The sequence below is a fragment of the Rhodococcus sp. T9N genome, from assembly GCF_024436645.1.
GTDB lineage: Bacteria > Actinomycetota > Actinomycetes > Mycobacteriales > Mycobacteriaceae > Rhodococcus_F > Rhodococcus_F qingshengii.
This window is the reverse complement of sequence record NZ_JAMSKS010000004.1, coordinates 48,490-60,436: the sequence shown is the minus strand read 5'-3', so window position 1 is coordinate 60,436 and position 11,947 is coordinate 48,490. Positions and strand designations below refer to the sequence as shown.

At 61.9% G+C, this 11,947-nt stretch carries 12 protein-coding genes; 5 read left to right on the top strand and 7 right to left on the bottom strand.

Translation table 11 applies throughout. The annotated features are described in order from the left end of the window. Window positions 1-6 precede the first annotated feature (6 nt). Window positions 7-735, bottom strand: a complete 729-nt coding sequence (gene lexA, locus M1L53_RS08990) for a transcriptional repressor LexA (protein WP_007735195.1) — start codon at window positions 733-735, stop codon at window positions 7-9. 282 nt (window positions 736-1,017) lie between these two features. Here lexA and M1L53_RS08985 point away from each other — a divergent pair, with 282 nt between their 5' ends. Together M1L53_RS08985 and nrdR are read left to right on the top strand one after the other, a co-directional pair. Beyond that, the gene (locus M1L53_RS08985) at window positions 1,018-1,731 is read left to right on the top strand and encodes a LysM peptidoglycan-binding domain-containing protein (protein WP_030535544.1); all 714 of its coding nucleotides are present in this window, start codon (window positions 1,018-1,020) and stop codon (window positions 1,729-1,731) included. Window positions 1,732-1,925: 194 nt separating this feature from the next. Further along, window positions 1,926-2,423 (top strand): transcriptional regulator NrdR, encoded by a 498-nt coding sequence (gene nrdR / locus M1L53_RS08980; RefSeq protein ID WP_030535543.1) that lies wholly within the window; start codon window positions 1,926-1,928, stop codon window positions 2,421-2,423. A 286-nt stretch (window positions 2,424-2,709) separates the two neighbouring features. Here the strand turns inward: nrdR and hrpA are convergent, their stop codons facing one another. Continuing rightward, window positions 2,710-6,615 carry an ATP-dependent RNA helicase HrpA gene (gene hrpA, locus M1L53_RS08975; RefSeq protein WP_054188524.1) on the bottom strand — a complete coding sequence of 1,302 codons (3,906 nt, stop codon included), beginning with the start codon at window positions 6,613-6,615 and terminating at the stop codon, window positions 2,710-2,712. A 101-nt stretch (window positions 6,616-6,716) separates the two neighbouring features. On the opposite strand from hrpA, the gene M1L53_RS08970 reads away from it, so the two are divergent. Then, complete coding sequence (locus M1L53_RS08970; RefSeq protein WP_054188523.1) at window positions 6,717-7,346, top strand: Pr6Pr family membrane protein; 630 nt, start codon at window positions 6,717-6,719, stop codon at window positions 7,344-7,346. Here M1L53_RS08970 and M1L53_RS08965 read toward each other — a convergent pair. Next, the gene (locus tag M1L53_RS08965; protein WP_054188522.1) at window positions 7,317-7,634 is read right to left on the bottom strand and encodes a DUF2322 family protein; all 318 of its coding nucleotides are present in this window, start codon (window positions 7,632-7,634) and stop codon (window positions 7,317-7,319) included. The two genes, M1L53_RS08970 and M1L53_RS08965, sit on opposite strands and share 30 nt — an antisense overlap. A 132-nt stretch (window positions 7,635-7,766) precedes the next feature. On the opposite strand from M1L53_RS08965, the gene M1L53_RS08960 reads away from it, so the two are divergent. Next, window positions 7,767-8,990, top strand: coding sequence for an aspartate aminotransferase family protein (locus M1L53_RS08960; RefSeq protein ID WP_047269349.1), 1,224 nt, complete (start codon window positions 7,767-7,769; stop codon window positions 8,988-8,990). 2 nt (window positions 8,991-8,992) lie between these two features. Here the strand turns inward: M1L53_RS08960 and M1L53_RS08955 are convergent, their stop codons facing one another. Beyond that, window positions 8,993-9,259 (bottom strand): hypothetical protein, encoded by a 267-nt coding sequence (locus M1L53_RS08955; protein ID WP_054188520.1) that lies wholly within the window; start codon window positions 9,257-9,259, stop codon window positions 8,993-8,995. A 17-nt stretch (window positions 9,260-9,276) separates the two neighbouring features. On the opposite strand from M1L53_RS08955, the gene M1L53_RS08950 reads away from it, so the two are divergent. Beyond that, window positions 9,277-9,975, top strand: coding sequence for a hypothetical protein (locus M1L53_RS08950; RefSeq protein ID WP_030536898.1), 699 nt, complete (start codon window positions 9,277-9,279; stop codon window positions 9,973-9,975). Here the strand turns inward: M1L53_RS08950 and M1L53_RS08945 are convergent. The 3 genes from M1L53_RS08945 to M1L53_RS08935 form a co-directional block, all read right to left on the bottom strand. Continuing rightward, a complete protein-coding gene (locus M1L53_RS08945) occupies window positions 9,961-10,641 on the bottom strand; it encodes a PhzF family phenazine biosynthesis protein (RefSeq protein ID WP_003942237.1) in 681 nt (226 codons plus the stop codon). The genes M1L53_RS08950 and M1L53_RS08945 overlap by 15 nt on opposite strands. Window positions 10,642-10,721: 80 nt before the next feature. Then, complete coding sequence (locus M1L53_RS08940) at window positions 10,722-11,261, bottom strand: carboxymuconolactone decarboxylase family protein (protein ID WP_003942122.1); 540 nt, start codon at window positions 11,259-11,261, stop codon at window positions 10,722-10,724. Window positions 11,262-11,263: 2 nt separating this feature from the next. Next, the gene (locus M1L53_RS08935; protein WP_003942119.1) at window positions 11,264-11,851 is read right to left on the bottom strand and encodes a peroxiredoxin; all 588 of its coding nucleotides are present in this window, start codon (window positions 11,849-11,851) and stop codon (window positions 11,264-11,266) included. Window positions 11,852-11,947 lie beyond the last annotated feature (96 nt).

Sequence of the window (11,947 nt, the reverse complement as noted above, 5' to 3'; positions counted from 1 at the left end):
GCGAACTCAGATCTTCCGCATGACCGTGACAACCTTGCCCAAGATGACGGCGTTGTTGCCGGGAATCGGCTCGAAGAGGTCGTTGTGCGGCATCAGCCACACCTCCTTCTTCGTACGCTTGAACGTCTTCACGGTGGCTTCGCCGTCGATCATTGCGGCCACGATGTCACCGTTCTCGGCGACGTTCTGCTGACGGACGACAACCCAGTCGCCATCGCAGATCGCTGCATCGATCATCGACTCACCGACAACCTTGAGCATGAAGAGCGAACCTTGGCCGACGAGCTCGCGGGGGAGTGGAAACACATCCTCCACAGCTTCCTCGGCGAGGATCGGTCCGCCGGCAGCGATGCGGCCCAGGATGGGGACGAACGCCGGCTCTGGCAGCGGGTCGGCACTGTTGTACTCGCCGGAATGCTTCGACACCGACGCGATGGCGGTATCGGCCGCAACCTCGTCGAGACCCCGAACATCGACTGCACGAGGGCGATTGGGATCGCGTCGAAGGAAGCCCTTGCGCTCCAACGTTCGCAGTTGATGCGCGACCGACGACGTGGAGGTAAGCCCCACCGCATCCCCGATTTCGCGAATGCTCGGCGGATACCCGCGCTCCGTCACCGAATCGCGGATCACTTCGAGAACGCGCCGCTGACGCTCGGTGAGCGTCTCGCTCGACGGAGACGGAACTGCAGAAGCTCCTGCCTCCGCGGCTGTGCTGGAGCGATCGTCCTTCATGGCCTGTTGCCTCCGTGTCTGAAGAAGTCGTGTCTGAAGAAGTCGTGTCTGAACAAGTCGTGTCTGAAAACTGCCTGCAAAAGTGCCTGGTGCAAGTCGCGCAGAAACCTGTCGGTGCCTCCTGCCAACATTCGAGCTGTCGACAAACACGGAGGCTTTCGCAATTCCCGCTGTGTGGTCTGACACGAATCTAGCCGGATTTGCTCGCGGTTTCAAACATCTGTTCGATTCGTGTCGCTCCAAGTAGAGACATTGTCGGCCAGGCGTGGTAGAAATTCGAACATGCGTTCCATCGAACGCATGATCGAACACATCGATCGGTGTCGACCAGCGGAGGTCACGATGGGTAACGCAGCACTGAAAAGCAACAGGGTTTTCGACGACGCGATTGGTTTCGACGCGTTTGGTTTCGACGGTACGTCGGCACTGAAGTACCACCCCTCGTTCTATGGGCCCGATGCAGACGCTGTGTCCTTCGAACGGCGCGGAGCGGCCGAAATGCATGGCGTGGCCAGGGATGTCGACAACGAACCGCAGGCGGCCGTCGTTCGCCGGGTTCCGGCGGTGGGCGCGGTTTCAGGTTCGCGTTCATTGCGCGAATCTCCTCGCCGGTGGGACAGCGAGCACGATTCGTCACGCCCGTACGGAGGAAGTTTCGCGCACCGAAACAGGGTCGGTGTGTCACGGGTCGAACATGAAGTGGCCGCCGAGGATGTCAGTTGGAAGACGGTTTTCCTGGGCGCCGTATTCACCGCATTCGCAGTGTTGGCGTTGGTGGGGATCGGCGCTTTGTCGAGTGGTGACGTAGCTGCGACAAACGGCGCGACCGAAGTGGTTCGCGTTGCCGCGGGTGAATCCCTCAGTGATATTGCTGCCAAGGTTGCACCTGGCCAGGCGGTCGGTTCGGTGATCGAGCAGATCATGGATCTCAATGCGATGTCGAGTTCCGGACTGTCAGTGGGACAAACGCTGATCGTGCCGGCCTCGGGGCGCTGACCTACCCCGTACCAGGCGGGGGCGTACCGAGCGTGAGAGCAGTCCGTTCACAGCGAGTAAGCTGTCCACTTGACAGTCCCACCACCTCGGGTGGTCGCGTTGAGTACGTGGATCTGCTCTGTAAATCGTCGGAGGATTTGCAGTCGGTAGCGAATCTGAGTTGCGGCCATTTCGGCGACAACGAAGGAACCCCGATGCATTGCCCGTTCTGCCGGCACCCTGATTCCCGAGTGGTCGATTCGCGCGAGGCCGACGAGGGCCAGGCGATCAGGCGGCGCCGTTCGTGCCCCGAGTGTGGCCGCCGATTCACCACGGTCGAGACGGCAGTTCTCTCGGTCGTGAAGCGCAGCGGCGTCACGGAGCCTTTCAGCCGAGAAAAGGTTGTCAAAGGTGTGCGTCGCGCATGCCAGGGCCGCCAAGTGGACAACGATTCGCTGAATTTGCTCGCCCAACAGGTTGAAGATGCCGTTCGAGCTTCGGGTTCTGCCGAAATTCCCAGTAACGAGGTAGGGCTCGCGATCCTCGATCCGCTTCGAAATCTCGACGAAGTCGCCTACCTGCGATTCGCATCGGTGTACAAGTCCTTCAGCTCGGCTGCGGATTTCGAACGTGAGATCACCGACATGCGCGAGCATGCAGAGACCCGTGCCGCCGAGAAGGCTCCCGGCGCCGAGACCGTTTCCGTCGACTGAGGCCTTCGCCTCAGATAACGCTGAGAGCACAGAGCGGTCTTAGGTAACGCTGAGAACACAAAGCGAACAATCGAACAAATCGGGCACGTTATTCGCTTAGTGTCTACCAGGTACGTTCGTCCGCATCTCGGATCTTCACGGAGGCGTTATGAACTTAGTTGCAGTTCTCGGAGTCGTGAACAGCCTGGTAACCCTCGGGTTCGCCAACACTGTTGCCACCTTTGGCGGTTTCCTCACCAACGTCAACATTCAGACAATCTACTGATCGCGCAATTCCCGCCGAACATCAACGCTTGATCGCTTCGATAGCTTTCAGGACTCGCTTTTCGGAAATCGGTGTGGGTGTACCGAGGGACTGCGCAAACAGGCTCACGCGCAGTTCCTCGATCATCCAACTGATCGCGTCGACATCTCGAGCAGTGCGACGCTCTTCGGGAAGCGAACTCAACAACCGGTCGTACGCTGCGTACACCCGGTCGAGGACATCCATCGCCTGCTGATCTCGTTGTGCACTTGCGGGCAGAGCTTCGAGACGGAATTTTGCTGCGGCAAGATACCGCGGTAAATCGCGTAGGCGGGCCGATCCCAGTTCGGCGACAAATCCCGGAAACAGCAGTGAGGTCAACTGTTCTCGGACGTCGTCGGCTGCCTCGCCGCGCGAGCGGTCCAGCACGACGCTCAGTCGGTGTGCTTGTTCGAGGATCGGAACAATCATGCGCAGGATCGCGGAAACGCGTCCGGCCAGTTCGGAGCGTGCGATCTTCACCAGGGCATCGAACGCTTCAGGCGTGCGTACCGGTCCACCGTGAGCCGCGATCACTTCGTTGGCAGCTGCCACCCGGCAATCTTCGACGAGGGCCTCCAAGCCGCCGTCCGGATTCTGGCCGAGAGCCAGACGCTGCGTGTTCGACAAGCCGGCGGTCACTGCCTTGAGTTGGGTGGGAACGGCCGCGAGGAGAAGCGCCCGCGTACCTTCCCTCATCGCCTGCGCCTGCGCGGCCGGCGTACTCAGGACACGAACGGCAACTCCGCCGTTCTCCGGCACCAGAGCTGGGTAGCCGGTCACCTGCTGTCCGCCGATGGAGCGAGTGATGGTCTGTTCCAATGCGCCCAGCGTTTCGGATGTCCAGACGGTTGCCGCTGCCCGTTCGGTTCCGGTTGCCGCCTTGGCCACTTCCTTCTGCACGCGCGGGGCGAGCGTGCGTCGTAGCTGCGCCAGATCCTTACCCTTCGCGAGAACCTTGCCCGATTCGTCCTCGACGACAAATGTCATCCGAAGATGGTCGGGCAGCGCGGCGGGATCGAAGTCCTTGGCGTCGATCTGGATCCCGCCCAAGTGCGAGAGTTCGCGGGCCATTGCGGTCATCAACGGCTCGGATCGAGGTTTGACTGCTGCCAATGCTGCGGCGGCATAATCCGGAGCCGGAACGACAGCGCGTCGAATGTTCTTGGGCAACGTCTTGATCAGAGCGGTAACGAGATCGACGCGCATACCGGGGACCAACCAGTCGAAGCCGACCGGCTGAAGTTGCGCGAGCAGGCCGACCGGGATGTGCGCGCTGACGCCGTCGTCGTCTTTTCCCGGCTCGAATTGGTAAGTGAGTGGAAACTGCATGTCGCCTTGGCGCCAGGCGTCCGGGTACTCGCCGCCCAGTACTGCAGCTGCGTCGGAGTTGACCACCGTTTCCGGTGTGAAAGTCAGCAGACTCGGATTCTTGCGCCGCTCGGTCTTCCACCACTGGTCGAAATGCTTGGCGGATACGGCTTCCTGGCCGATACGTTCGTCGTAGAACTCGTAGAGAGTTTCGTCGTCGACGAGGATGTCGCGTCGGCGCGCGCGGTTCTCGAGTTCTTCGACGTTGTCGAGGAGTGCACGGTTTTCGTGGAAGAACTTGTGGTTCGTCTGCCATTCGCCCTGCACGAGCGCATGGCGGATGAAGAGATCGCGAGAGGCCTCGGGATCGATTCGTGAGTACGTCACTGCGCGGCCGGTTACCAGAGGAACTCCGTAGAGAGTGACCCGCTCGTATGCCATCGCCGAGCCGCGCTTGGAGGACCAGTGCGGTTCGGAATAGGTCCGTTTCACCAGGTGCGGGGCGAGCTTTTCAGCCCACTCGGGTTCGATACGCGCGGACATGCGCGCCCACAGCCTCGACGTTTCCACGAGTTCGGCGGCCATGACCCAGCGTGGTGGCTTCTTGAACAGTCCCGATCCGGGGAAGATCGCGAAGTGGCTGCCCCTGGCGCCGAGGTAGTCCCGCTTCTCACCCTCGCGTAGCCCGATATGCGAGAGCAATCCGGCAAGGAGCGACTGATGGATCGCGTTCTCGCTTGCCGGTGTCTCTCCCACTGTCCAGCCGAGACCGCGGGTGATCTGCCGGAGTTGCCCGTGCAGATCCTGCCATTCGCGGATGCGGAGCCAGTGCAGGAACTCGTTCCGGCACATCTTGCGAAACTGGTTGGAGGACAGATCGTTACGTTGTTCGCGTAAGTAGTCCCACAGTTTCAGGTAGGCCAGGAAGTCGGAGTTCTCGACGTTGAAGCGGGCGTGCTTTTCGTCGGCGGCTTGCTGGAACTCGGCGGGCCGCTCGCGAACGTCCTGGATCGACAACGCCGCGACGATGACAAGGGTTTCGTGAAGGCAACCGTTGTTCTTGGCTTCCACCAGCATCCGTGCCATCCGCGGATCCACCGGAATCTGGGCCAGCTCGCGGCCGACCGGCGTCAGTTCGGGGTGGCTGGCCTCGGAACCTCGCGCGATGGCGCCGAGTTCCTCGAGGAGTCCGATTCCGTCCTTCACGGCGCGCTGGTCCGGCGGTTCGACGAAGGGGAATGCCGCGATGTCGCCCAGGCCGAGGGCCGTCATCTGCAAGATCACGGATGCGAGGTTGGTTCGCAGGATCTCCGGTTCGGTGAATGCCGGCCGTGACTCGAAGTCCTCCTCGGAATACAGGCGGATGCAGATTCCTTCGGCGACGCGGCCGCAACGCCCGGAACGCTGACGAGCTGACGCCTGCGAAATGGGCTCGATCGGCAACCGCTGAACCTTGGTGCGCACCGAATATCGCGAAATGCGCGCGGTTCCCGGATCGACGACGTACCGAATGCCGGGAACGGTCAGCGAGGTCTCGGCCACGTTGGTGGCAAGGACGACGCGTCGGCCGGTGTGCGGCGAGAACACTTTGTGTTGCTCGGCGGCAGACAGCCGCGCGTACAGCGGGACGATTTCGGTGTTGCGAAGACGCCGATCGCGTAAAGCATCTGCGGTGTCGCGAATTTCGCGTTCGCCGGAGAGGAAGACCAAGATGTCGCCTTCGCCCTCCGCGCTCAGCTCGTCGACCGCCTCGCAGACCGCGTCGACGGGATCGCGGTCGAAGGTGATGTCGCCGGATTCGACGGTCAGTGGCCGGTAACGCATTTCGACAGGGAATGTTCGCCCGGATACCTCGACGATCGGCGCGGGCTTACCGTCGACAGCGAAGTGCTTGGCGAAGCGCTCGGGATCGATGGTCGCCGACGTGATGATGACCTTGAGATCGGGTCGGCGGGGGAGCAGCTGAGCCAGGTAACCGAGGATGAAGTCGATGTTGAGGCTGCGTTCGTGCGCTTCGTCGATGATCAGCGTGTCGTAGCGTCGGAGCATACGGTCGCGCTGAATTTCGGCCAGGAGAATGCCGTCGGTCATGAGCTTGACGTAGGTGCGGTCCGAGACCTGGTCGGTGAAGCGCACGGTGTATCCGACGGCGTCGCCGAGTTCGGTGTCGAGTTCTTCGGCGATACGTTCGGCAACGGTGCGTGCTGCCAACCGGCGCGGCTGTGTGTGTCCGATCAGACCGCGGACGCCACGTCCGAGTTCGAGACAGATCTTCGGGATCTGGGTTGTCTTACCCGAGCCGGTCTCGCCGGCGACGATGACAACCTGATTTTCCGAGATCGCGGTCGCGATGTCGTCCTTGCGCTGACTGACGGGCAGAGCTTCCGGATACGAGACTGCGGGAACATTGGCGGAGCGTGCGGCCAACCGCGTGCGCGCCGTTTCGATTTCCTCGGCCAGCGCCACCAAAGCGTCTGGTGTGCGGGCACGGTCGAGTTTGCGACGGAGTCGACTCTCGTCGCGGAGTGAGACCTGCGCCAGCGCGCTCTTCAGGTCACTCCGCTTGGGGGAGAGCGGGGCCGGTGGTGTTGTAGACATGCTGATGACAGCCTATCGAACGCGTTCACAACTACCGCTCGCAGATCGTGCTGATGTGCAAATATCGACCGGTGACGACAAATACCGCAAATGAGTCATCGGTGCCTGTCTTGTCGACGCCGATCGCCGTGCGAGCCCTGAGACTGTTGTTTGCTGTGTTCGGACTTGCCGCTTTGCTGTGGATCCCGATCCGTGACGCGGCTGAGCTGTCTCTGTCGAACTATCTGAGCTACTTCACCATCGAGAGCAACATTCTTGCGGTGATCGTGTTGCTGATCGGTGCAATTCGAGATCCACAATCGCAGGCGTGGCAGTCGATCCGCGGGGCGGTGACGCTGTACATGGTGATCACCGGCATCATCTATGCCGTCCTCCTGGCAGATATCGACGTCAATTTGAACGATGCCTGGATCAACTCGGCACTGCATCGGATTCTTCCGTTGGTCATGCTGCTCGACTGGGTGTTCTTCGCCTCGAGGCACAGGATCTCCGAAGCACGTTCACTGCAGTGGTTGCTGTTCCCGGTCGTGTACGGCGTGTACACGTTGATCCGAGGTTCGATCGTCGACTGGTATCCCTACCCGTTCATGGATCCGCGCCACCAGGGCTATCTGGCCCTGTTCATCGGATTCGTCGTACTGGGCATCGCGATGGCCCTGATGGCGTTGGCAGTCAATGCCGTCGGACGGTTGGGCGCCGGGCTACGCGGACGGAACGCTGCGAAGTCCTAGGGGATTGCCGGAGGCGAGCACCTGATCGAGTCGGTCCACGTTCGGATGCTTACCGGGGTTCGCCCGCGCGTCCTCGGTGTGCTCGGCGAAGATCGTCAATCCTGCCGAGGCGGCTTCGGGTGTCAGCGCGCCGTAGACTTGAGCGAGATGGTTGTACACCTTGACCGAGCCGGACTTTCCGGGCTTGTTCTCCACGGTGTCGACGACGGTTCCGTCGGCGTCGAGTACCTCGATGGCGGCCAGATGATCGATGGTGGGCAGTGCGGCGAGATTGTCGGCAAAAGTCATGGTCGACAGATTACGGGTGCGCCCGGAAATGCCGGTGCCGGGCGAGCGCCGTCGTGCGCGGATTCCTGGTGTCGATATAGTCGCAGCACATCGTTTGCACACCAGCATCGTTTGTATTCGAAGGGGACAATGATGGCTTCGGCATTGTGGCACGGGTTCGCGGACATGGGCGCTGTGGAGAAAAACGGCGCGTTTGTCGTCTCTCGCGGTGAGGGCGCGTACATCTGGGACCGCGAGGGCACTCGGTATCTGGATGCGACAGCGGGCCTGTGGTTCACCAATGTCGGGCACGGGCGCACGGAGATCGCGGATGCGGTGGCGGCTCAGTTGTCGAAGATCGCTCATTTTTCGAATTTCGGTGATTTTGTTCCCGAGACCACGCAGGTGTTGGCGGAGCGGTTGGCGACGATCGCGCCGGTTGCCGGGAGCAAGATCTTCTTCACTTCGGGTGGTTCGGATTCGGTGGACACTGCGGCGAAGCTTGCTCGTCGGTACTGGCACGAGGTGGGGCAGCCGGAGAAGGCGATCATCGTCGGTCGTCAGAAGGCGTACCACGGAATGCATGTTGCGGGAACAGCTCTCGCTGGTATTCCGGTGAACCGTGAGGGGTACGGCGAGCTGATGGCGGATGCGGCCACGGTCGGCTGGGATGATGCGAAGAGTCTGCTCGAGTTGATCGAGCGGGTCGGTGCGAACAAGATCGCTGCGTTCTTCGCGGAGCCGATCATCGGTGCGGGTGGGGTGTATCTTCCGCCGGAGGGGTATCTGGCCGAGGTGCGTGACATCTGCCGTGAGCACGACATCCTCTTTGTCGTCGACGAGGTCGTGACCGGTTTCGGCCGGATCGGTGGTGAGTGGTTCGCGTCCACCCGTTTCGATTTGCAGCCCGACATGATGACCACGGCAAAGGGTTTGACGTCGGGTTACGTGCCGATGGGTGCGGTGTTCATCGCGCCGCGGGTGGCGGAGCCGTTCTATGCCGGTTCGTGGTGGCGTCATGGGTACACCTACGGCGGGCATGCCGGTGCTGCTGCGGCGGCGATGGCGAACCTCGACATTCTCGAGCGTGAGAATCTGCTCGCGGAGTCGAAGCGTCTGGAGGCGTCGTTGCATACGCATCTGCAGCCGTTGGCCGAGCATCCGCGGGTGGCGGAGGTTCGTAGTGGGCTCGGTGCGGTCGCTGCGGTGCAGTTGGCTGATCCGGCGGAGGCGTTGCCGTTCGTGAAGACGCTTCGCGAGCACGGTATTTCGGGTCGCGCTGCGGGTCAGGGTGCGATGCAGATTTCGCCGACGTTTGTGATGACCGACGATCAGGTCGCCGAGATGGCCGCGGGGATCCTCGCAGCCCTCGGATGAGTTCAGTTGCGGCGCCGAAAGAGTTTCTCGATTCGGCGCCGCACTGCGTTGGGCGCAGGTTCGAGTTCCAGAACCTCTTGTTCCGACTGCTTGGCGTACGCCTGGGTGTAGCGCTCGTGTAGCACCGAGCGAATTTCGTCCGGAGAGTAGGCCCGACGCTGGCGTTCGCCGCGCGCAACGAGAACCCCGGTGGCGGCAACGCCCATTGCACCGGCGAGGCCGACCAGTTTCCAAACGTGCGAGGCGCGCAGAGGAGTCGTGAGTTTCATCCCTCTACGCTAGAGGCATGGACCGACGATTGCTTTCGCAGGTGAGTCTCGACGAGGCCGCCGCGGCGACCCGCACGGGCGACATCTGGATCTTCCGCGGAGAGTCGACGGCGGACCGGGCCATCCAGACGCTGACCAACAGCCCGGTCAACCACGTCGGAATGTCGGTCGTGATCGACGACCTTCCGCCGCTGATGTGGCATGCGGAACTCGGTCACTCGCTGCAGGACATGTGGACCGGACGCTTCCAGCGTGGTGTCCAACTGCACGATCTGCGATCGGCCGTTCAGGTTTGGGGCGCCAAGTACGGGCAGCGTGGATGGTTGCGCCAGCTCGACCACGAGATCACCCGGGAGCAGGAAGACGCTCTGCTCGAGACGATCGCGCGGCTGGACGGTACGCCTTTCCCGTCGACGGCGAAGCTTGCTTCGCGCTGGTTCGGCGGCCGAATCCCGAAGCTGCGCAAGAAGTCCGACGTATCGGCAGTAGCCGTCGAGAGCGCCTACTGCGCCGAAGTGGTTGCCAAGACCTATGAAGCGATGGGTCTGCTCGTCGGTAATCGTCGTGTCAACTGGTTCGACCCGGGCAAGTTCTGGAGTGGAGATCAGTTGCCCCTCGCTCCGGGAGTTGCGCTCGGTGACGAGATCTCGGTATCACTGAGTGCACGTGACCTCGAGGCCGGACGCAATCCCGCCGGGTACTCACAAGGTTCGTGACGGCTCGGCGACGACGCGGCCGCCGACTTCGAGCCAACCTTCCGGAGAGAAGGTCGTGTGAAGGACCGATCCGCGTCCCTGGGTGATGAGCAGTGATTTCCTCAATCGGTCCGTGATGCGCAGCGCTGCAGATCCGGTTGCCTCGTCCTCGGCGATTCCCATCACCGGTGCGAACATGCGTGCGCGGATGGCAGCTTCGAGCTTGTCCTGCCACGCCCACAGATACGAATGATCCGCCTCGTAGTCGGACGGATCTGCGTCGATGACGTCGTCCACCGTGTCCATCGGATAGATCGCGAATTCCGGTGCCCATTCGGCACGCGCGCGTACCCACGTCAAAGCGCCGGATTGGCGGACGTCGACACTGCCGGCAGGAACGTCGAGGGCGCTCACGCGACGGCCCTGTTCGCCCAGCCACCACGTGGCACCGACGGTCGGGTGTCCGGCGAAGGGGAGTTCTGCTGCCGGAGTGAAGATCTGGACCCGCGCACGCGAGGCGCCGTCATCCGGAACGTCGATGAAGATGGTCTCGCTGTAGTCGAGTTCCTTCGCGACGGCTTGTCGATCCGATTCTGCAACCGTGGACGCGTCGACGATTCCCAACGGATTCCCGTGCTTGCCGTTCTCGTCCGTGAAGACCCGGACCACACTCACCTCGATACCCATCGGTCCACCCTAGCGCGCGAAAAGCCCTCCCCACCTTCACGGTGGGGAGGGCTCGTCGAACTGCACTCAGGTCCGAGTGATCAGACCTGTGCGGCAGAGAGGATCTCGTTGGCTTCGACAGCCTGTGCGACACCCGCGACGATGGAACCGGCGCGGATCGCTTCGAAGATGACCTCGCGGTCGACACCTTCCTGGCGGAGGGTGTTCTCGTGAGCTTCGAGGCAGTGGTTGCAGCCGTTGATCGCGGACACTGCAAGCGACCACAATTCGAAGTCGGCCTTGTCGACGCCCGGGTTGCCGATGATGTTCATCCGCAGGCCGGCACGAAGGTCGTCGTACTTACCGTCGAGGTAGCCCTTGGTGCGGTAGAAGACGTTGTTCATGCCCATGATCGACGCTGCGCCGAGAGCGGCGTTGTATGCCTCTGCCGACAGGTTGTCGGCAGCCTCGGAAGCAATCTCCTTGAGCGTGGACGCAGACTTGGTGGCTGCGGCCGTTGCGAGGAGCGTTCCCCACAACTGCTGCTCGTTCAGGACCGTCGTGCGCGCAATGGAACTCAGGTTGAGCTTGAGGTCCTTCGCGTACTCCGGAAGCGAGTTCTTGAGGTTCTCGACGCTCATACTCAGACGCTCGCAGTCAGGAGCTCGCCGGCGTTGATGGTCGGGTCGCCCTTCTTCCAGTTGCATGCGCACAGCTCGTCGCTCTGGAGAGCGTCGAGGACGCGGAGAACCTCATCGACGTTACGGCCGACGGAACCGGCTGTGACGGAGACGAACTGGATCTCGTTGTTGGGGTCGACGATGAACGTCGCGCGGTCTGCAACGCCGTCGGCGTTGAGGACGCCGGTGGCCTCGGCAAGCTCGCGCTTGAGGTCCGAGAGCATCGGGAAGGGGAGGGTCTTGAGCTCTTCGTGCTGTGCACGCCACTGGAAGTGCACGAACTCGTTGTCGACGGAAGCGCCGAGAACCTGAGCATCACGGTCTGCGAACTCTTCGTTGAGCTTGCCGAATGCAGCAATCTCGGTGGGGCACACGAAGGTGAAGTCCTTGGGCCAGAAGAAGACGATGCGCCACTTGCCTGCGTAGTCGTCACTGGTGACGGTGGTGAAGTAGTCATCGGGCTGCTGGGCATCGACCTTGGACAGGTCGCCGCCGATGACAGCCGTGAGGTTGTAAGCGGGGAACTGGTCGCCGATTGTGAGCAGAGCCATGTGTCTCATTCTCCTACGTGTCTCGTGAACAGGAATTTCTTGCGCACACGATCCGGCTGTTCGGACTGTGACGGCCGAACGTGCTGGATCGAGAGG

Coding starts and splice junctions, on each gene's coding strand:
- lexA (WP_007735195.1), bottom strand. CDS start 735: ATGAAGGACGATCGCTCCAGCACAGCCGCGGAGGCAGGAGCTTCTGCA.
- nrdR (WP_030535543.1), top strand. CDS start 1,926: ATGCATTGCCCGTTCTGCCGGCACCCTGATTCCCGAGTGGTCGATTCG.
- M1L53_RS08950 (WP_030536898.1), top strand. CDS start 9,277: ATGGACCGACGATTGCTTTCGCAGGTGAGTCTCGACGAGGCCGCCGCG.
- M1L53_RS08965 (WP_054188522.1), bottom strand. CDS start 7,634: ATGACTTTTGCCGACAATCTCGCCGCACTGCCCACCATCGATCATCTG.
- M1L53_RS08955 (WP_054188520.1), bottom strand. CDS start 9,259: ATGAAACTCACGACTCCTCTGCGCGCCTCGCACGTTTGGAAACTGGTC.
- M1L53_RS08960 (WP_047269349.1), top strand. CDS start 7,767: ATGGCTTCGGCATTGTGGCACGGGTTCGCGGACATGGGCGCTGTGGAG.
- M1L53_RS08940 (WP_003942122.1), bottom strand. CDS start 11,261: ATGAGCGTCGAGAACCTCAAGAACTCGCTTCCGGAGTACGCGAAGGAC.
- M1L53_RS08935 (WP_003942119.1), bottom strand. CDS start 11,851: ATGGCTCTGCTCACAATCGGCGACCAGTTCCCCGCTTACAACCTCACG.
- M1L53_RS08945 (WP_003942237.1), bottom strand. CDS start 10,641: ATGGGTATCGAGGTGAGTGTGGTCCGGGTCTTCACGGACGAGAACGGC.
- M1L53_RS08985 (WP_030535544.1), top strand. CDS start 1,018: ATGCGTTCCATCGAACGCATGATCGAACACATCGATCGGTGTCGACCA.
- hrpA (WP_054188524.1), bottom strand. CDS start 6,615: ATGTCTACAACACCACCGGCCCCGCTCTCCCCCAAGCGGAGTGACCTG.